We start from the raw sequence: 21034 nt of genomic DNA on the forward strand, positions 1-21034 counted from the left end.
AGTTGAAAAAAAAGCCAGCGTTAACTGGCTTTTTTAAATGACAGAAGAATTATTAACTGGTAAAACATTATTACGAATGCCTACTAGTCAATAAAATTAGCTGCTAACGCGTTCGTTAGCTGCGTCTATCAATGGTTGCGATCCAGATTGAATAAGTGCCAGGTTCTCAGAAACAACACTCTTAGGTAATTTACTAATTATCATAGAGCCCGTATCAATCGCACCTGCTGTTGCAGCAAATTCTAACAAGTTTTGACCATTACACTGAATACCACTAAAAATATTACGAATTTTTAATTTATTCGTCTTTAAAAAAGAACGCATACGTTTCTTATCGTCAGCAGCCACATATTCACAAACGCTTTGAGCGATGTTTGAAGCTTGAACCTGAGGTACGAATACCACAGACGTTAACGTTAAAGCAGTGATAGTAGAAACTAGTAATAATTTTTTCATTTTAATAACCTTTTAATTAATTAGAGTTAATAAAAGAAAAAACCACAGGATGTACCTATTAACTCGGTAACTCCGCTGTCATAGATTATTAAAATCCTTAGACCGGTGGTTTTGCGTAACACGTTTTCGCGTGTCTTGCCTTTTCTTTGTCTACTTTAGTATCGCGAATGCATAAGCTAATTGCAAATTAAATGCTAGTTTTTATTTTATTTTTAAGATTGTTTTTTGTTAAGTTGTTGAAATTAATTGTTATTTATTTTTTTTGTTTTGTGAGTATTGTATTTATGTGCATGTTTATATGTAACTAAAAGACTCAAGGGGCTATAGTCGCCCCTTAAGTTTCAATAATGTCTTATAAAATTTAGCAGTTTAAAACTGCATTTCAGGTACATTATCCGGAACAATAAGCTCACCTTCGGTAAGTTTTATTATTTCTTCAATACTCACGCCGGGAGCTCGTTCAAGCAAATGAAATTTACCTTCTTTAATTTCAATAAATGCTAAATCTGTTAATACTCTTTTTATACAGCCTTTACCAGTTAAAGGTAAGCTACAATTATTTAATAATTTTGATTCACCATGTTTAGAGGCATGTGTCATAGTCACTATGATATTGTCAGCACCAGCAACTAAGTCCATTGCTCCACCCATACCTTTAATTAACTTTCCTGGGATCATGTAAGAAGCAATGTTTCCATTTACATCAACTTCAAATGCCCCTAACACGGTTAAGTCAACATGCCCACCGCGGATCATGGCAAATGATTCAGCTGAATCAAAAATTGAAGCTCCGGTTGCCATAGTAACGGTTTGTTTACCTGCGTTGATTAGATCAGCATCAATTTCGTCTTCTTTTGGAAATTGCCCCATACCTAATAGACCATTTTCAGATTGCAGCATGACTTCCATGCCTTCAGGAACATAATTTGCAACTAATGTTGGAATGCCTATACCTAAATTTACGTAGTAACCATCTTGTAATTCTTGTGCGACACGTTGTGCCAATTGTTCTCTTGATAAAGCCATTTTTAACTCCTAAGGTTCAATTGTTTACTTTTGACGAACTGTACGTTGTTCAATTCGCTTTTCAAAAGTACCTTGAATTAATCGGTCAACATAAATACCTGGTGTATGTATTTGATCTGGATCTAGTTCACCGGGCTCAACAATTTCTTCAACTTCGACGACGGTAATTTTTCCTGCTGTTGCCGCTAAAGGATTAAAATTACGGGCTGTTTTTCTGAAAATTAAATTGCCATAACGATCTGCCTTCCATGCTTTTACTATGGAAAAATCACCTTTAATTGCTTCTTCAAGAATATAGTGACGGCCGTCAAATTCTCGTTCTTCTTTTCCTTCAGCAACAGGTGTACCGTAACCAGTTGCTGTAAAAAAGGCTGGAATACCAGCACCACCAGCTCGCATTTTTTCTGCAAGTGTACCTTGTGGAGTTAACACAACTTCCAATTCGCCACTCATCATTTGACGTTCAAATTCAGCATTTTCACCTACATAAGAGGCAACAATTTTACTAATTTGACGATTAGGTAATAACACGCCTAAACCAAAATCATCAACACCACAGTTATTTGAAACGATGGTTATACCTTTTGTGCCTTTTCGCTTAATTTCTGCAATTAAGTTTTCAGGGATCCCACATAAACCAAAACCACCTGAAATTACGGTCATATTATCTTCTAGACCAGCCATGGCTTCTTCATAGCTTGACACTACTTTGTCAAATCCGGCCATTTTTTACTCCTTAGTAAAAGAAAGTGATCTCCCTTTAGATGATCTAAAGGGGGATAATTATTTTTTTGCTCTATAGGCATTTGATACTTTAGAAACTGGAGGTTTTTCAAGTTTATCACTGATAAACCAACCTGCACTGAGTAGTTTCTCTAAGTTAATACCTGTTTCTATGCCTAGGCCATTTAATAGGTAGACAACATCTTCAGTAGCTACATTACCTGAAGCGCCTTTAGCATACGGGCAACCACCTAATCCAGCAATGGCACTATCGACTACCATGATTCCAGATTGTAATGCAGTGTAAATGTTAGTTAACGCTTGTCCGTAGGTGTCATGGAAGTGAACCGCAAGCTTTTCAAGGGGAATACGTTGGCTAACTGCATGTATCATTTTTTCTACACTTGCAGCTGTACCTACGCCAATAGTGTCTCCTAAGGAAATTTCGTAACAACCCATTTTAAATAATTTTTCAGCGACAATTGCAACTTTATCAGGGGCTATATCGCCTTCATAAGGGCAACCGACCACACAAGATACATAACCTCTTACTTTTATATTAGCTGCTTTAGCTACAGTCATAATAGGTTGAAATCGTTCAAGGCTTTCATCAATAGAACAATTTATATTTTTTTGGCTAAAGCTTTCAGACGCAGCGCCAAAAATTGCAACTTCACTAGCATTAGCAGCCATTGCAGCTTCAAAACCCTGCATATTTGGCGTTAGAGCTGCGTAAGTAACATTGCTTAGTCTATTTAGTTTCTCGAAAACTTCGGTAGAGGTTGCCATTTGTGGCACCCATTTAGGTGATACAAAACTACCACTTTCAATATAGCTTACACCAGCATTTGCTAATTGTTCTATTAAGGCTATTTTATCTTTAGCATTGATTAATTTTTTTTCATTTTGTAGGCCGTCTCTAGGGCCTACTTCAACTATTTTAACTTGTTTAGGAAAAGTGATATCAGGCATGGTTATTCCTTTTCGGATTCTGTAGTGGAGTTATCCGCAGTAAATGACAATAGTTCGCTACCACCATCAACCATTTCTCCCTTGGCATAAAATAGTACTTCAACCGTGCCGTTAGTTGGAGCTTTAATGGTGTGTTCCATCTTCATGGCTTCCATTATCATTAAGGGTTGGCCTGTTGTTACTGTATCACCAGCATTAATAAGTACGCTTACCACAGTACCGTTCATTGGTGCTACCAAACCGTTTTGGGCTTCTTGATTACTATTGTCACCGCAATCTGGCTGTACGTGAATAAAATTAAAAACACCACCTTGATGATAAAGGCTAATTTTAAGGTTATCTTGAGCAATTGTGGCTGATCTTCGATGGCCATTATTACTAAACAGTAAGGTATTGCCGTTTATTCGGCCTTGGCAATCGTAAGTACGCTGTTCGACTGTTATTAAGTAATAGCTGTCGCTACCTTGTCTTTTTTGCTCGACAATCACCGGATACTCTTTGTCTAGATGAGAGAGTGTTATATGGTGAATATAGGCTTCATTTAAACGCCATGCGTTTGTTGTATTCCAAGGAGAGTGTGGATCAGTGGTATTTTTTGCAGCATCACTGGCTTTTTTTGCGTCAGAGAGAACAATGTACAGTGCAGCCATTGGTAATTCATCAGCCAAAATTTGTGCGTTACAATGAAAGATTTGATCGTGATGTTTCTCAATAAAGCTGGTATCAATATCTTCGTTGATAAATGGAGGACAAGTCGCTAAATTATAGAGAAAATCTATATTTGTCGTTACGCCGCTTATTCTATATTCAGCAAGTGCTTTTGTAAGGCGCTGTAGTGCTTTGTCTCTATTTTCATCCCAGACGATTAATTTAGCGATCATTGGATCGTAAAAAACACTAACCTCATCACCTTGACGAACACCTGTATCTACCCGTACATAGTTACTTTCTTGTGGAGGTTGTAAAAATGATAATTTACCTGTGGCGGGTAAAAAATCATTGTTGGTATCTTCTGCGTAAATACGTGCTTCAAAGGCATGACCATTAATAGTTAATTGTTCTTGAGTTTTAGGCAGCTTTTCATTTGCAGCTACGCGTAGTTGCCATTCCACCAGATCTTGTCCAGTAATAAGTTCTGTAACAGGGTGTTCAACTTGTAGGCGAGTATTCATTTCCATAAAATAAAATGAGCCGTCACTATCAAGTAAAAATTCAACTGTACCTGCACCTTGATAACCGATAGCTTTTGCAGACTTTATTGCTGATTCGCCCATTGCTTTTCGTAATGCGTCGCTCATTCCAAAAGCAGGTGCTTCTTCGATCACTTTTTGATGACGTCGTTGCACAGAGCAATCACGTTCAAATAAATAAACGGCATTATCGTAGTTATCACAAAATACTTGTATTTCAACATGGCGCGGTTGCGTTAAGTATTTTTCAACTAACATGGTATCGTCACCAAATGACGATTTAGCCTCACGTTTAGCGGCAGCTAAGCCTTCACTAAATTCAGCTTCACTCCATACTTGTCGCATACCTTTACCGCCACCACCTGCGGTCGCTTTTAGTAATACCGGATAGCCCATATCGTCAGCAGCTTTCTTGATCACAGCTTCAGATTGATCATCTCCATGATAACCCGGCACTAATGGTACTTTTGCTGCTTCCATAATTGTTTTAGCGGCAGACTTTGAGCCCATCGCTTCAATTGCCGTAACAGGTGGGCCAATAAAAGTAATGTTTGCTTGTTGACATTTACGGCAAAAATTAGCATTTTCAGATAAAAAACCATAACCTGGATGAATCGCTTGAGCCCCTGTTTTTATAGCGGCGGCAATGACGTTATCTTCTAATAAATAACTTTCTCTCGAGGGGGATGGACCTAGGTAAATTGCTTCATCAGCCATGTTTACATGTAATGAATTAGCATCTGCATCTGAATAAACCGCAACGGTTAAAATACCTAGCTTACGAGCGGTTTTTATTACACGGCATGCTATTTCACCCCGATTGGCGATTAATATTTTCGTAAACATGGTGTTATCCTTTTTTATCAAGATTATTTGACGATACTTGCCAATTTGGCTCGCGCTTTTCAAAAAATGCGTTTAAGCCTTCTTGACCTTCTTCTGATACACGAATTGCAGCAATACGTTCACTCGTTAAATTGATAAGGGCATTATCAATATCTTGATAAGCTACATCGAGTGCTATTTTTTTTGCTTGTTCCACAGCATTTGGACTATTTTTTAAAATAATTAATGCCATTTCATCAACTGTTTTATCTAAATCATCAGGTGAAGCTATTTCACTGACTAAGCCAAGTTCTTGTGCTTTATCAGCAAAAAAGCGCTCTGCAGTAATAAAGTAACGACGGCAGGCTTTTTGACCTATAACATTAATTACATAGGGACTGATTGTTGCGGGAATAAGCCCCAACTTTACTTCACTTAAGCAAAAACTCGCTTTAGTACTAGCAATGACAATATCGCAGCAGGCGGCTAAACCTACTGCGCCACCAAATGCAGCACCTTGAATTTTGGCAATAGTAGGTTGTGGTAAAAAATTGAGCGCTTTAAGCATATGAGCGAGGGCGCTGGCATCGGCTAAATTTTCGGTAAGCGAATAATCTGCCATGCGTTTCATCCATGCTAAATCTGCACCAGCGCTAAAGCTTTTTCCCGTAGAAGCTAAGATCATCAATTTAATGTCTGAGCGACTCGCTATTTCCATAAAAATATGGGTAAGTTGTGCAATTATGTCATCGTCAAATGCATTATGTTTTTCAGGGGAATTTAACGTTACCGTTGCTACACCATAGGTATCAACGTTAAATAATACCTTGTCTGTAGCCTTATCTTCTGATGAATCTGTTGTTAAAAGTGTCATCTTAAATTCCCTACATTCTGAAAATACCAAACTTGGTATCTTCAATAGATTTATTTAAAGAGGCTGAAATCGCTAAACCTAATACTTGTCTTGTTTCAGCCGGATCTATCACACCATCATCCCATAATCGAGCAGAGGCATAGTAGGGATGTCCTTGGTGTTCATAAGTGTCTATAATTGGTTGTTTAAAGGCTTGTTCTTCCTCACTGGTCCATTGTTCGCCTAGTTTTTCTTTTTGGTCGCGTTTTACTTGTGCCAGTACACCAGCAGCTTGTTCACCACCCATGACTGAAATTCGCGCATTAGGCCACATAAATAAAAATCTAGGATCGTAAGACCTGCCACACATCCCGTAATTTCCAGCGCCAAAGCTTCCGCCAATTAATATTGTGAACTTTGGTACTTGTGCCGTAGCAACAGCCGTTACCATTTTCGCCCCATGTTTTGCGATACCACCAGCTTCATATTGTTGTCCTACCATAAAGCCTGTAATATTTTGTAAGAAAACTAGGGGGATTTTTCGTTGTGCGCAAAGTTCAATAAAATGAGCTCCTTTTTGTGCTGATTCACCAAAAAGTATGCCGTTATTTGCAACAATTCCTACGGGGTAGCCAAATATTCGGGCGAATCCACACACTAATGTTGTGCCATAAAGGGCTTTAAATTCATCAAAATCACTACCGTCGACGACACGCGCAATTATCTCACGAATATCAAACGGTTGACGTGAGTCTTTGGGTACAATTCCGTAAATTTCTTGGCTGTTATAAATAGGCTCTTCTACTGCTTTAATATTCATAGTGACAGGTTTTACACGATTAATATTACTGATAGCAGTACGAGCAATTTCTAAAGCGTGATGATCGTTTTGGGCATAATGATCAGCGACACCAGAAGTACGGCAATGAACGTCGGCACCACCTAAATCTTCAGCACTAACTACTTCGCCCGTTGCGGCTTTTACTAATGGAGGGCCAGCAAGAAAGATGGTGCCTTGCTCTTTTACGATGATAGATTCATCGGCCATTGCTGGAACATAAGCTCCACCAGCAGTACAAGATCCCATCACTACAGCGATTTGAGGTATACCTTTTGCAGACATATTGGCTTGATTGAAAAAGATACGGCCAAAATGCTCTTTGTCAGGAAAAACATCGTCTTGATTCGGTAAGTTTGCGCCACCTGAATCAACTAAATAGATACAAGGTAAGTTATTTTCTTGGGCAATAGCTTGAGCGCGTAAGTGCTTTTTAACCGTTAACGGATAATAAGTACCACCTTTTACCGTGGCATCATTTGCAACAATTATGCACTCTTGTCCTGATACGCGTCCTATACCTGTAATAATACCAGCGGCAGGCACATCATCTTTATATACATCGTAAGCAGCAAGCTGAGAAAGCTCAAGAAATGGTGAACCTGCGTCTAATAAGGCATTTACTCGATCACGTGGTAATAATTTTCCACGTGAAAGGTGACGATCACGACTGCGTTCACCACCGCCTAATTTTATTTGTGCTAACTTACTTTTTAAATCGTCAACTTGAGATTGCATATACTCAGCATTTTCAATAAATTCTGGGCTGCGCGTATTTATTTTAGAAGTGATTTTAGCCACGGCATATTACCTTATTAGCTTGTTATTTATTTTTAGGTGAAGATATTCGTTTAAAGCACATTTAGTGAATTATTTAGAGTCATTAAATAATTCACGGCCAATTAACATTCTGCGAATTTCAGATGTTCCAGCACCTATTTCATAGAGCTTAGCATCACGTAATAAGCGCCCAGCAGGGAATTCGTTGATATAACCATTTCCACCTAACAATTGAATAGCATCTAAAGCCATTTTAGTAGCTAATTCAGCAGAATATAAAATTACAGCTGCGGCATCTTTACGTGTGGTCTCACCACGGTCACAGGCTTGAGCCACCATATAAATATAAGACTTTGCAGCATTCATTTGTGTGTACATATCAGCAATTTTACCTTGTACCAATTGGAATTCGCCGATAGATTGCCCAAACTGTTGGCGGTCATGTATATAAGGTACGACTAAATCCATACAAGCATCCATAATGCCTAATGGGCCGCCTGATAAAACAACACGCTCATAATCTAGGCCTGACATTAGTACACGTACGCCTTTACCTTCTTCACCTAAAATGTTCTCAGCCGGCACTTCACAATCCTCAAATACTAATTCACAAGTATTTGAGCCGCGCATACCTAATTTATCGAGTTTTTGATGGCGACTAAAACCGGGGTAATCACGCTCAACAATAAAGGCTGTAATGCCTTTTGAGCCGGCGTTTGTGTCGGTTTTAGCATAGATAATATAAACATGGGCATCTGGACCATTGGTGATCCACATTTTGTTACCGTTAAGAATATATTTATCGCCTTTTTTATCGGCACGTAACTTCATACTTACAACGTCAGATCCCGCATTAGGCTCGGACATTGCTAATGCGCCAATATGTTCTCCAGTGCATAATTTGGGTAAGTATTTTAATTTTTGTTCGTGATTACCATTTTTACTTAATTGGTTAAGACATAAGTTAGACATTGCGCCGTAACTTAAGCCAACAGATGCAGAAGCTCTAGATATTTCTTGCATGGCAACTACATGCTCAAGATAACCTAAGTTAGAACCACCGTATTGTTCTTCTACAGTCATTCCTAATAATCCCATGTCACCAAATTTCTGCCATAAGTCCATTGGAAACTCGTTATCTTTATCGATAGCTTCAGCACGCGGGGCTATTTCTTCTCGAGCAAAAGCATTGACTTGGTCACGGATCATATCGACCGTTTCACCTAAATTAAAGTTGAGTGATGAGTAACGTGAAATCATGGTAAATCCTAATAATTGGTGTTGTTAAAGGGCATTGTTGGTTGCGTATTTTGCTACATTGATGATTTAATTTACTTGTCAATTTTAGCCAATGTATATTTACAATTTGCTTCTAGACCGTCGAGCTCTACAAGCACCGCCTGAATATCATCAAGTTGTTGTGTTAAGTCAGCACGCTTTTGGCTAATTAATTCCATAATCGTAACCAATTGAGTTACACTGCTTTTATCCGCATCGTATAGCTCAAATAAACGACCTGTTTCAGCTAAAGAGAAACCTAAACGCTTACCGCGTAAAATTAACTTTAGTCGAACTTTGTCTCTTTGGTTATAAATTCGTGTTTGACCTTTTCGCGTTGGATGAATTAATCCCTGATCTTCGTAAAAACGAATGCTCCGAGTGGTAATATCAAATTCTTTTGCGAGATCGCCAATGGAATATGTAATTCGGGACGAGGTTTTCATAAAATACTCTATATAATCGTCAATGAATAAACTTTACATGAAGTTTACGTAAACGTAAAGCTTGTATTGTTTTGTTGATTTATTAACAGCAAATAGATGGAAATTTTCCCGTACAGTTGACATTTATCACTTTCTTCTAGAACTTGAACGCTAACTTTAGTGGTATAAAGTAGTATATATAATCTTTACTTTACGTTGGCGTAAACTTAAATTTTCATATAACCTATCGCCAATTTTTATTGTTCTAAATGTGGAGTACCACTATGTCTACTGTTGATCCTATTGTTATTGTTTCTGCTACTCGTACACCTATGGGTGGCTTTTCTGGTTGTTTTTCTGCTGTAACAGCACCTAATTTAGGGGCAACAGCTATTCGAGGTGCATTAGCTACTGCCAATCTTGCTAATGACCAAATTGATGAAGTTATTATGGGGTGTGTATTACCAGCTGGTTTAAAGCAAGCACCGGCACGACAAGCGGCTTTAGAAGCAGATTTAGCCTTATCAACTACTTGTACTACTATCAATAAAGTCTGTGGTTCAGGTATGAAAGCGGCAATGCAAGCGCATGATGCGCTTATGGCAGGCTCTATTGATGTGGCAATTGCTGGCGGTATGGAAAGTATGACTAATGCACCGCATTTATTACCTTCAGGTCGTTCAGGCATTAAAATGGGTCATGGTCAAGTACTTGATCATATGATGACTGACGGGTTAGAAAATGCTTACGATGGTATTGCGATGGGCTGTTTTGCTCAAGAAACTGCTGATGGAGCTGGCTTTACTCGCGAAGACATGGATGAATATGCTATTCGTTCGTTATCACGGGCGAATAACGCGATAGACAATGGTGCTTTTAAAAATGAAATTTCACCAGTGACGGTTAAATCCCGCAAAGGAGACCTTGTTGTTGATACTGATGAACAACCAGGTAATGCTCGTCCAGATAAAATTCCTTCGTTACGTGCAGCGTTTAAAAAAGACGGTACGATTACCGCAGCAAATTCAAGTTCTATTTCAGATGGTGCAGCAGCATTGATCATGATGAAGCAATCTGAAGCACAAAAGCGTGGTTTAACGCCACTATGTAAAGTAGTTGCTCATGCAATGCACGCACAAAAACCCGCTGAGTTTACCGTAGCACCTGTTGGCGCAATGCAAAAAGTATTAGCTAAAGCAAATTGGACAACATCAGACGTTGATTTATGGGAAATTAACGAAGCCTTCGCTATGGTGACTATGTTAGCCATTAAAGAATTATCGTTAGATGTGGAAAAGGTTAACGTTAATGGCGGTGCCTGTGCGTTAGGCCATCCATTAGGCGCAAGTGGCGCACGTATCATGGTAACCTTAATTCATGCCTTAAAAAATAAAGGTTTAAGCAAAGGTGTAGCTTCATTATGTATCGGTGGTGGTGAAGCAACAGCGATTGCGGTAGAAATGCTGTAAATATTACATTATTCGTATGTCAAAAGCCGTTGCTGCAATGCTGTAACGGCTTTTTTATTAATAATATAATTTTTTCTTTAAATGGAAGAACGTAATGTATAGCATTAAAAAGCCTGAACAATTTATTACTACGCCATGGAAAAATGGTTTAGGTGAAACCACTGAATTAGCGATCAATAAAGGTGGTACATTAACTGAATTCGATTGGCGTTTAAGTATGGCTAAAGTGTCACAAGATGGTATTTTTTCTAATTTTAAAGGGTATAAACGTCAGTTAGTGTTAATTAAAGGCAATGGTATTCATTTAATTCATAAGCATTCGAATTCAGTAACTCAAATAGCTGATGATAAACTTGAGCATAGACTAGACATGGCAGAATTTGATGGTGGTAATGCAACTTATGGTAAATTGCTTGATGGTGATATAACTGACTTTAACATTATTACTAATAAAGAGGTTGTAAAAAGCAAGGTAGATATTATCGCGGTTTCTTCAAATTATTCTCAATTAAAGGTACGATCAAATTCACAGACTAGATTAGACACTATGACGATTGAAACGCCTGATCTAGTGTTTATTTATAATGTAGAAGGTGATGCTTATATTCAGATAAACTCTCAGGCAAACACAGGAAAGTCGCAATTAGCTATCACGCCAGGGGAGCTGTTTCAATGGACATCAAGTATAAATAAGTCGTTGGTCATTCAAGGAAATAACCTGATTATTATCCAGTTGAAAATTGAACCAGATAAGATAAAGTGATTATATAATTTGAGCGTAAAATACTAAACATGTCGATGTCAGACTTGCTGCCTATTTCAATAATTCCTAGTGATGAGTTATCCAAAAAATTTAACTTGTTAGCGGGAGCATGCAATAAATTAGAAGCTCAGTTTAATTTCCAAACGATGACGGCCGGCTGGTATGGCGATGAAGAGGCTATTTTAATAATCCGATTTTTACTTGAAACACCTTCTGACTTTTCAGTTTATACCGAGCAAAATACAGGGCAAAGTAACACCCAGTCTTATCCTTTTGCTGATGATGTTATTTGTTATCAAGTCGCTGACAGCTTACAACTTGATTGTATTGTTGCTTTGACTGAAACAGAACAAGAATTATTAGTAATAAACAATACTTTGTTGTTTTCTTATCTAAGTACTAAACTTCAAAAGGCACTTAACTTGATCGCTAAGCAAAAAGACTTAGTCGAAATTTAGTCGCCTATTTTGTACTTTTATTAATAAAACTTAATAATAAACTCAAATGTTCATTCATGTTAAAATTATCATTACATGCGCAATAGAGCATATTTTCATAATTCATTCCAAGGTATTTAGCTGTTAAGATAAATGGCTGCTCAAAACAATCGGGTGGCTCACTATCAACACCTGTAGCCAATACTGAACATGATTTATCACGTAATTGTTTACCTAATTTCTTTTCTATGGTGAGTAAATCAGACAAACGATCAAAAAATATTTTCATCGAAGCACTCATTGAATACCAATAAACAGGTGTTGCAAAAATTATATGATCATATTTAAGGAGTTGCTTGGTCAACTTTAAAAAATCATCCTCTTTATTATTGTGTTCATAGTCATAAACGGAAATGGAGTAGTCCATTAAGTTAAATACATCAGCATCTCTATATTTTAGATATAAATTAATAAGTTGATGAGTATTTCCATGTTGTCTTGATGTGCCTAATAGAATTGCAGTACTCATTGACTCTCCCAATTAATGCTAAAAATATTCAAACTATAATAATGCTAGAACTAACTTAGAGTGAAAGTTGAAGCTTAATATGCTCTATTTACTGCACTTTATAATAGCAAAACACTAACTATGTCGTGAATCTCTATATTGTTTTGGCGACATACCGACGATTTTTTTAAACAAGCGAGAAAAATAATAAGGGTCATTATAACCAAGCGACTCGGCAATTGTTTTAATTGTTTTATCGCTATTATCAAGTTCTAAGCATGCTTGTTGCATTTTCATATTAATAAAATGTTGAATAGGGGCTGTATCAGTGAGCTCTTTAAACTTTTTAGCAAAATGAAATTTAGATAATTGGCTGTAATGGGCAAGTGTATCAAGACTTAATTCTTGATGTAAATTGTTGCGCATTAACGTTTCAATGTCATCTATATCAAAGGTTGAACTGTTATTAAATGCGGTTAAACGTAACTGCAATGCCAGAAAGCTTAACGCTTGTTGTAGGACATGTACGGCGTGAATTACATTGGTTGCAGTATACCCTCTGCTTCCTAATGCCAGTAAGCTGTCAAAGTCGTTAATAATATTTGAGAGAATACCTACATTGGCTAGGCCATCGTCCATTTTCATTAATAAACGTTCAGCAAAATCATCAGCAAGTTTTCCGCTAAAGTTTACCCAGAAAAAAGCATTATTGTGTCCAGGTTGTGTTGAAAATAAAAATGATTGCCTAGGCGAGTAAATAACAAGATCGCCTCGATTAACGTCTCGTATTTTATTTCTATGTTCTAATATTCCTCTACCAGATTGACAATATATTAGGCAATGATGCTCTGTATTATCATGATTAATTTGGAAATTATTTTGATGTGTAATTTTACCTAAAGATACTGGGTAAGTACCTTGTGTTAGCGGATGTTTTTTAAGTTTGTTCAATAAAAATAAGGGTATAACAAGTCGGATGTCTTGAGTGATATTTGATGATGAACTTAATTTATTGTGATCAAAATTATTTAATGACATCTTATATTGTTTGTATATGATTAAAATAACAATATAGTCCATCAAATTGACAATAAAATCAATTTTATTGATTGATACGGTATGCTTTAATTTAAATCATAGAATTAATTTGCAACAAGACTACACTAAAAGCATCGCGCTTTATTTAATAAGTTAACTTTATTGGAATACTCAGCGTTACTTTCTATTCCTGTAGTTTTATAAAAGAGTGCTCAATATGACGACACAACGATACCAGTTAAAAAATAAAATTCGCATTGTTACCGCTGCATCATTATTTGACGGTCACGATGCCGCAATTAACATTATGCGCCGCATTTTACAATCTAGTGGTGCGGAAGTTATACATTTAGGTCATGACCGTAGTGTCGAAGAGGTAGTTAATACCGCTATACAAGAAGATGCTAATGCTATTGCAATGACATCTTATCAAGGTGGTCATAATGAATACTTTAAGTATATGTATGACTTGCTTAAGGAACGAGGTTGTGAACATATTCGTATTGTAGGTGGCGGTGGCGGTGTAATTTTGCCTGAAGAAATTAAAATGCTGCAAGATTATGGCATCACCCGTATTTACTCGCCAGACGATGGTCGTGAATTAGGTCTATTAGGCATGATTGATGACATGCTAGAGCGTTGTGACTTTAAAACAGGTACTAATGTTCAAAAAGATGATGTTGCAAATTTAAATAAAGACGTTTCTTTAGACATTAAGAAGCAATCTATTGCTAGACTCATCTCGGCCGCCGAAAATGCGCCTGATGAAAATAAAGAGGCGTTGGAGAAAATTCGTAAAATTGCATCAGCAAGTAAAACACCAGTGCTAGGTATTACCGGTACTGGTGGAGCAGGTAAATCATCGTTAGTTGATGAGTTAATTCGTCGATTTTTAATGGCAACACAAGATAGCAAAATTGCCATTGTTTCTGTAGATCCATCTAAGCGTAAAACTGGCGGGGCATTATTAGGTGATCGTATTCGTATGAATGCAGTTAACAATGAGCGTGTTTATATGCGTTCGTTAGCCACCCGCCAATCAAATTTAGCTTTATCAGTTTATGTTCATGATGCGTTAGATATTTTAAAAGCGACTGATTTTGATTTAATTATTTTAGAAACCTCAGGCATTGGTCAATCAGATACCGAAATTGAAGAACATTCAGATGTTTCTTTATATGTAATGACGCCAGAATACGGTGCAGCTACTCAGCTCGAAAAAATCGATATGCTAGATTTTGCAGATATTATTGCATTAAATAAATTTGATAAGCGTGGTGCATTAGACGCATTACGTGATGTAAAAAAACAATATAAACGCAATCGTGGTATGTTTGAAGCAGGTGATGATGAAGTACCCGTTTATGGCACCATCGCCTCACAGTTTAACGACCGTGGCATGACCGAGCTTTATAATGCGGTGATCACCGCATTGAATACTAAATCTGGCTTAGTGGTGGGCGATGTTTTATCTATTGATGGAACCCTTGCCAATAAAAGTAGCGTAATACCTGGCAGTCGTATTCGTTATTTGTCAGAAATTTCAGAAAATAATCGCAATTACGATGCTTGGGTAGAGAAACAAGCGAACGTTGCACAGAAGCTTTACGGTATTCACAAGGCCATTGAAACGGCTAAAGAAACTGGTACAGACGTTTCTAATGGTCTCGTTACTCAACTTGAAGCGTTATATGCGCAAGTTGAATTAGATCTTGATCCAAAAAATAAATTATTAATTGAAGAATGGGAAGCTAAAGTACAACGTTACAAAGATCCTGAGTTTAAATTTAAAGTGCGTGATAAAGAACTTTCAATTGAAACCCACTCTAAATCATTGTCTGATGTTAGTATTCCAAAAATAAGTATGCCTAAGTATCAAGGTTGGGGCGACATACTAAAATGGAACTTACAAGAGAACGTTCCAGGTGAGTTTCCATTTACTGCAGGTTTATTTCCATTTAAACGTGAAGGTGAAGATCCAACACGTATGTTTGCCGGCGAAGGTGGTCCTGAGCGCACTAACCGTCGTTTTCATTATGTGTCTAAAGGTATGCCAGCTAAACGCTTGTCTACAGCGTTTGACTCGGTAACACTCTATGGTAATGATCCTGCTATTCGCCCTGATATTTATGGAAAAATAGGTAATGCCGGCGTGTCTATTTGTTGTTTAGATGATGCGAAAAAACTGTATTCAGGCTTCGATTTAGCTCACCACATGACATCTGTATCAATGACCATAAATGGCCCTGCACCAATGCTCTTGGGATTTTTCTTGAATGCCGCAATTGATCAACAATGTGAGCGTTTTATTATTGAAAATGGTTTAGAAAAAGAAGTCGCAGCCACTATTGCTAAAATTTATAAGGATAAAGGTTGTGAACGCCCAACATATCAAGGCGAATTACCTGAAGGTAACGATGGCTTAGGCTTAATGTTATTAGGGGTAACGGGTGATCAAGTATTACCGCCAAACGTGTACGAAGAAATAAAAGCGAAAACGTTAACTCTAGTGCGTGGTACAGTTCAAGCGGATATTCTTAAAGAAGATCAAGCGCAAAATACCTGTATTTTCTCGACAGAATTCGCTTTGCGATTAATGGGTGATGTTCAAGAATACTTCATCGAAAAAGGCGTACGAAATTTCTATTCAGTTTCTATCTCTGGTTATCATATAGCAGAGGCAGGTGCTAATCCTATTACTCAATTAGCATTAACATTAGCCAATGGTTTTACTTTTGTTGAATATTACTTAAGCCGTGGTATGGACATTAATGAATTTGGTCCTAACTTATCGTTTTTCTTCTCAAATGGTATTGATCCTGAATATGCGGTTATAGGGCGAGTTGCTCGTCGAATTTGGTCAAAGGCTATGCGAAATAAATATAACGCCAACCCACGCGCGCAAATGCTTAAGTATCATATTCAAACATCAGGACGCTCATTACATGCGCAAGAAATTGATTTCAATGATATTCGTACTACTTTACAAGCTCTTTATGCGATTAATGACAATTGTAACTCTTTACATACTAATGCTTATGATGAAGCTATTACAACGCCAACAGAAGATAGTGTACGCCGAGCCATGGCTATTCAGTTAATTATTAACCGTGAACTTGGTTTATCTAAAAATGAAAACCCAATTCAAGGTGCGTTTATTATCGAAGAATTAACTGATCTTGTAGAAGAGGCTGTACTCACCGAATTTGATCGTATTAATGAACGTGGTGGTGTATTAGGCGCAATGGAAACTATGTATCAACGAGGCAAAATTCAAGAAGAAAGTCTACATTACGAGCATTTAAAACATTCGGGGGAGTATCCAATTATTGGTGTTAATACTTTCTTAAGTTCAAAAGGATCTCCAACGGTAATACCTGATGAAGTTATCCGTGCAACAGAAGAAGAAAAAAATTATCAAATCAAAATGTTAGCGAGCCTAAATAAAGCTAATGATGCTGAAGCTCAAGCGCTACTTAAACGTTTACAAGATGCCGCAATAAAACATGAAAATATATTCGAACTGATGATGGAGGCTTGTAAAGTGTGCTCATTAGGTCAAATTGTTAATTCATTATTTGAAGCGGGTGGTCAGTATCGACGCAATATGTAGAGATTTGCGTCTTGTCACGTTGAAGTCATTGTTATTTATTAATATTTCTTCGGCGTGATAACACTATTGTCTAATAGAAGATTATTTATCCATTTATTAGGCTTAAACTCCTTTGATTAAATAGAGTAACGAAGATGATCATTCCAGAAAAGTTTAACGCATTTAGAATTCATCAACTTGAAGATAAACAAATTCATAGTGGTTTTGAACAAATAACACTAGATGATTTAACTGATGGTGAAGTGGTGATTAAAGTTGCCTATTCTGACATTAATTATAAAGATGCATTAGCTGCTACTGGAAAGGGGAGAATATTACGCACTTTTCCACTTGTTGGTGGTATTGATTTGTCTGGCATTGTTGTTAGCTCTATTGATGGTCGATTCAAAACGGGTGATAAAGTGTTAGTTTGTGGTGCACAATTGTCTGAGTTGTATGACGGGGGGTATACTGAATATGCAAGAGTCAAAGCTGATTCAGTTGTTCCTCTACCTAAAGGACTTTCATTACGAGATGCTATGGCATTAGGAACAGCGGGTTATACTGCAGCACTTGCCATTCAAAGAATGGAAGATAATGGACAAATACCTGAACGAGGTCCTATTCTAGTCACAGGAGCTACGGGTGGTGTTGGTAGTTTTGCTATAAACATGTTGTCTAATATTGGTTATGAGGTTGTCGCCTTTACCGGAAAAACAGAACAAGCCGATTATTTAACTTCGCTTGGGGCAAGTAAGCTTATTAACCGACATAATATTGAGATGGGTAGCAAACCCCTTGAAAGTATGCAGTGGGGCGGTGCGATTGATAATCTCGGTGGTGAAACATTAGCATGGTTAATACGTACCACTAGTATTTGGGGAAATATTGCATCAATAGGGCTCGCTGGAGGAATTAAGTTTGATTCAACGGTGATGCCTTTTATCTTGCGCGGTGTAAGTTTATTAGGAATTAATTCAGTTGAAATGCCTTTGTCAGTAAGACAACAAGCGTGGAAACGTTTAGCGACTGATTTAAAACCCACGAAGCTTCATTTTATTGCGCCAACGACAATTACATTTAGTGAATTGCCAAGTGCTTTTGACGCTTATATCGATGGTAATGTAACAGGTCGAACTGTTGTAGAAATTAATGAAAATCTATAAGTATCATGCAACTAATAATAGCAAGTAGGTTAATATAAAATGCAGCAAGCCCAAGTTCTTTTCTCAGAAGAGATATCAACTAATGGTAAAAAAATTGGTATAGCACAATTAAATTCACCAAAATCTTTAAATGCACTTAACTTAGCAATGGTTGAATTACTCATTGAACAAGTTACACATTGGCAAAATGATCAGAATATTTCAGTCATTGTATTGTCAGGTACAGGGGATAAAGCTTTTTGTGCTGGTGGCGATGTTGTCAGCATTTATCATGAAATTCTTGCAGCACAAAAAGTTTCCGCAAACCAAAAGCTTAGCGATAGCGAAATTAAAGCTTTTGCTGGGGTTGAATATTTTACTAAAGAATATCAACTAGATTTACTTATTCATCAGTCGACAAAACCTATTTTAGTTTGGGCTGATGGCTATGTAATGGGTGGTGGTATAGGCTTAATGGCAGGAGCAAGCCATAAAGTAGTTACTGAAAAAACCTTAATGGCAATGCCTGAAGTAACTATCGGTTTATACCCTGATGTTGGGGCAAGCTGGTTTTTAAATCAAATGCCTAAAGGAGTAGGGCTTTTCCTCGGTCTAACAGGAATGACTTTTAATGGTGCTGACGCGAAAATAATTAAATTAGCCAATCATCAAGTTAAATCTACAGATAAACAATTAATTTTAACCGCTTTGAATACAGTGGATTGGCAGAAAAATAATGAAGAAAATCATCATTTACTATCTCAATTACTCAATACTTATGAGACTAAGTTTGAAGAACAACATTCAAATATTTCTGAGCATTTAGCAACTATCGATAAAACAACTTCGGCGAATGATATTGAGACTATATATCATGATATTATTAGTAAAAATATTGATTCGGTTTGGTTTAACAAAGCACAACAAAAAATAAAACATGGCAGCCCACTGAGCTTGCACCTCATCTATCATCAACTAAATAAATGTACAGGTTTATCACTGCAAGAGTGTTTTGAACAGGAATTGAATTTGTCATCACGTTGTTGTCAACATACCGAGTTTGTTGAAGGCGTACGAGCCTTACTTGTTGATAAAGATAAGCAACCTCAGTGGAAATATAGTCAAATTGATGAGGTAGACCTGACAGAAGTTGAATGGTTTTTTAGTCTAATTAGTTAAATTAAATTAAAATAATTTCAAAAGAATATAAAGGAAAACGCATGAACTTAAATGATAAAGTTATTGTTATAACGGGGGGCGGTCAAGGGCTTGGTCGCTCAATGGCACTTAACTTAGCGCACAATGGGGCTAAATTAGCATTAATTGATTTAAATGAAGAATCATTAAAAGAAACCGTAGCCCTAGTTGAGCAAGCAGGTTCTAGTGCAAAGTACTACTTAGCGAATGTAACCAATGAAAATGAAGTTGAAACAACATTTTCTCAAATTACTAGTGACTTTAATGGCATCGATGGCCTAATTAACAATGCTGGCATTTTGCGTGATGGTATGTTTGTAAAAGCAAAAGACGGTGTAGTCAGCAACAAAATGTCGCTCGATCAATTTCAATCGGTTATTGATGTTAATTTAACTGGGGTATTCTTGTGTGGTCGAGAAGCTGCTGTTCATATGATCGAAAGCGGCAAAAAGGGTGTAATCATTAATATGTCGTCAATTGCCCGTGGCGGTAATATGGGGCAAACTAATTATGCCGCATCAAAGGCGGGCGTTGTAGCTATGACAGTAACTTGGGCAAGAGAATTAGGTCGCCATGGTATTCGAGTTGGTGCAATTGCCCCTGGTGTTATTCGTACAGCAATGACAGATGCAATGAAACCTGAAATGCGAGATAGGTTAGAAAAAATGAAACCTGTTGGTCGTTTAGGTGAAGCAGATGAAATAGCACATACGGTAAAATATATTTTTGAAAATGAATTTTTCACTGGCAGGGTAGTGGAAATAGATGGTGGCCTTTGTATGTAATTACAAAACAATATGATTAAAAAGCGAGAATTACTCGCTTTTTAATCAAACTCACTACCTTGTTAACAATAAAACATTAAAAACTAAAATAGATTATTTATGACAAAAGCATTATTTTTGGATCGCGACGGAATTATTAATATAGATCACGGCTATGTATATAAAAGTGAAAACTTTGAATTTGTCGATGGAATTTTTAAGCTTTGTCAATATGCTATGAGTAAAGGCTATATTATCGTTGTTATTACCAATCAATCAGGTATTGGACGTGGTAAATATACTACTGAACAGTTTGAACAATTAACACTTTGGATGATAAAACAATTTAATAAAAACAATGTGTCTATTAAAGATGTTTATTATTGTCCCCATCATCCAACGAAAGGGATTGGTGATTACTTACAAGATTGTAGTTGTCGCAAGCCGAAACCTGGGATGATTAACCTAGCGGCAACAGATCATGATATAGAACTAGCGAACAGTATCTTTATTGGTGATAAAGTTTCAGATATGCAAGCGGCTGAGGCTGCTGGTATTCATAATAGAGTGTTAGTTGCTAGTCAGTATGATGATACTAAGCAAATAATAGCACATCGAGTCGATAATATTACGCAAGCGTACCCGTTTATTAAATAATGTGATTGCTAAATGAACAAACAAACTCAAATAAATAAAAAAGTTAAATTAACTGTTGACGCGGCGCTAAAAATCTCTAAAATGCGCTCCACTTCTTC

At 37.1% G+C, this 21034-nt stretch carries 19 protein-coding genes and 1 riboswitch; of the genes, 8 read left to right on the forward strand and 11 right to left on the reverse strand.

The window, feature by feature from the left end:
- Window positions 1-96: 96 nt before the first annotated feature.
- The 9 genes from IE155_RS02050 to IE155_RS02090 all read right to left on the reverse strand — a co-directional run bounded on the left by IE155_RS02050 (window position 97) and on the right by IE155_RS02090 (window position 9387).
- Entirely contained in the window at window positions 97-456 is a 360-nt protein-coding gene (locus tag IE155_RS02050; RefSeq protein ID WP_189376405.1) for a DUF3718 domain-containing protein, read from the reverse strand.
- A 62-nt stretch (window positions 457-518) separates the two neighbouring features.
- A riboswitch (cyclic di-GMP riboswitch) is annotated at window positions 519-606 on the reverse strand.
- A 219-nt stretch (window positions 607-825) separates the two neighbouring features.
- Complete coding sequence (locus IE155_RS02055) at window positions 826-1482, reverse strand: 3-oxoacid CoA-transferase subunit B (RefSeq protein WP_189376406.1); 657 nt, start codon at window positions 1480-1482, stop codon at window positions 826-828.
- 24 nt (window positions 1483-1506) lie between these two features.
- On the reverse strand, window positions 1507-2208 hold the full coding sequence (locus IE155_RS02060) for a CoA transferase subunit A (RefSeq protein WP_189376407.1): 702 nt from the start codon (window positions 2206-2208) through the stop codon (window positions 1507-1509).
- A gap of 57 nt (window positions 2209-2265) precedes the next feature.
- Window positions 2266-3177: a hydroxymethylglutaryl-CoA lyase gene (locus IE155_RS02065; RefSeq protein WP_189376408.1), complete on the reverse strand. Its 912-nt coding sequence runs from the start codon at window positions 3175-3177 to the stop codon at window positions 2266-2268.
- Window positions 3178-3179: 2 nt separating this feature from the next.
- Window positions 3180-5213: an acetyl/propionyl/methylcrotonyl-CoA carboxylase subunit alpha gene (locus IE155_RS02070; protein WP_189376409.1), complete on the reverse strand. Its 2034-nt coding sequence runs from the start codon at window positions 5211-5213 to the stop codon at window positions 3180-3182.
- A 4-nt stretch (window positions 5214-5217) separates the two neighbouring features.
- A complete protein-coding gene (locus tag IE155_RS02075; RefSeq protein ID WP_189376410.1) occupies window positions 5218-6066 on the reverse strand; it encodes an enoyl-CoA hydratase/isomerase family protein in 849 nt (282 codons plus the stop codon).
- Window positions 6067-6076: 10 nt separating this feature from the next.
- Window positions 6077-7684 carry a carboxyl transferase domain-containing protein gene (locus IE155_RS02080; protein ID WP_189376411.1) on the reverse strand — a complete coding sequence of 536 codons (1608 nt, stop codon included), beginning with the start codon at window positions 7682-7684 and terminating at the stop codon, window positions 6077-6079.
- A 69-nt stretch (window positions 7685-7753) separates the two neighbouring features.
- A complete protein-coding gene (locus IE155_RS02085; RefSeq protein WP_189376412.1) occupies window positions 7754-8923 on the reverse strand; it encodes an isovaleryl-CoA dehydrogenase in 1170 nt (389 codons plus the stop codon).
- Between the two features lie 71 nt (window positions 8924-8994).
- On the reverse strand, window positions 8995-9387 hold the full coding sequence (locus tag IE155_RS02090; protein WP_189376413.1) for a MerR family transcriptional regulator: 393 nt from the start codon (window positions 9385-9387) through the stop codon (window positions 8995-8997).
- A 263-nt stretch (window positions 9388-9650) separates the two neighbouring features.
- Here IE155_RS02090 and IE155_RS02095 point away from each other — a divergent pair, with 263 nt between their 5' ends.
- From IE155_RS02095 to IE155_RS02105, 3 genes are all read left to right on the forward strand, one after another.
- The gene (locus IE155_RS02095) at window positions 9651-10835 is read left to right on the forward strand and encodes an acetyl-CoA C-acyltransferase (protein ID WP_189376414.1); all 1185 of its coding nucleotides are present in this window, start codon (window positions 9651-9653) and stop codon (window positions 10833-10835) included.
- 94 nt (window positions 10836-10929) lie between these two features.
- Window positions 10930-11598, forward strand: coding sequence for a HutD/Ves family protein (locus IE155_RS02100; protein WP_189376415.1), 669 nt, complete (start codon window positions 10930-10932; stop codon window positions 11596-11598).
- A 35-nt stretch (window positions 11599-11633) separates the two neighbouring features.
- Entirely contained in the window at window positions 11634-12056 is a 423-nt protein-coding gene (locus IE155_RS02105; RefSeq protein ID WP_189376416.1) for a hypothetical protein, read from the forward strand.
- A gap of 4 nt (window positions 12057-12060) precedes the next feature.
- Here the strand turns inward: IE155_RS02105 and IE155_RS02110 are convergent, their stop codons facing one another.
- Window positions 12061-12564, reverse strand: coding sequence for a flavodoxin family protein (locus IE155_RS02110; RefSeq protein ID WP_189376417.1), 504 nt, complete (start codon window positions 12562-12564; stop codon window positions 12061-12063).
- A 114-nt stretch (window positions 12565-12678) separates the two neighbouring features.
- The gene (locus IE155_RS02115) at window positions 12679-13581 is read right to left on the reverse strand and encodes a helix-turn-helix transcriptional regulator (protein ID WP_189376418.1); all 903 of its coding nucleotides are present in this window, start codon (window positions 13579-13581) and stop codon (window positions 12679-12681) included.
- Window positions 13582-13798: 217 nt separating this feature from the next.
- Between IE155_RS02115 and IE155_RS02120 the strand changes: the two genes are divergently transcribed.
- The 5 genes from IE155_RS02120 to gmhB all read left to right on the forward strand — a co-directional run bounded on the left by IE155_RS02120 (window position 13799) and on the right by gmhB (window position 20936).
- Complete coding sequence (locus IE155_RS02120) at window positions 13799-17194, forward strand: methylmalonyl-CoA mutase family protein (RefSeq protein WP_189376419.1); 3396 nt, start codon at window positions 13799-13801, stop codon at window positions 17192-17194.
- Between the two features lie 134 nt (window positions 17195-17328).
- A complete protein-coding gene (locus IE155_RS02125; protein WP_189376420.1) occupies window positions 17329-18339 on the forward strand; it encodes an oxidoreductase in 1011 nt (336 codons plus the stop codon).
- A 39-nt stretch (window positions 18340-18378) separates the two neighbouring features.
- Entirely contained in the window at window positions 18379-19497 is a 1119-nt protein-coding gene (locus tag IE155_RS02130) for an enoyl-CoA hydratase/isomerase family protein (RefSeq protein WP_189376421.1), read from the forward strand.
- Window positions 19498-19538: 41 nt separating this feature from the next.
- Entirely contained in the window at window positions 19539-20300 is a 762-nt protein-coding gene (locus IE155_RS02135; RefSeq protein ID WP_189376422.1) for an SDR family oxidoreductase, read from the forward strand.
- 99 nt (window positions 20301-20399) lie between these two features.
- The gene (gene gmhB, locus IE155_RS02140) at window positions 20400-20936 is read left to right on the forward strand and encodes a D-glycero-beta-D-manno-heptose 1,7-bisphosphate 7-phosphatase (RefSeq protein WP_189376423.1); all 537 of its coding nucleotides are present in this window, start codon (window positions 20400-20402) and stop codon (window positions 20934-20936) included.
- The last annotated feature ends 98 nt before the right edge of the window (window positions 20937-21034 follow it).

The organism is Thalassotalea profundi, assembly GCF_014653195.1.
In the GTDB taxonomy this organism is placed as follows: Bacteria; Pseudomonadota; Gammaproteobacteria; order Enterobacterales; family Alteromonadaceae; genus Thalassotalea_B; species Thalassotalea_B profundi.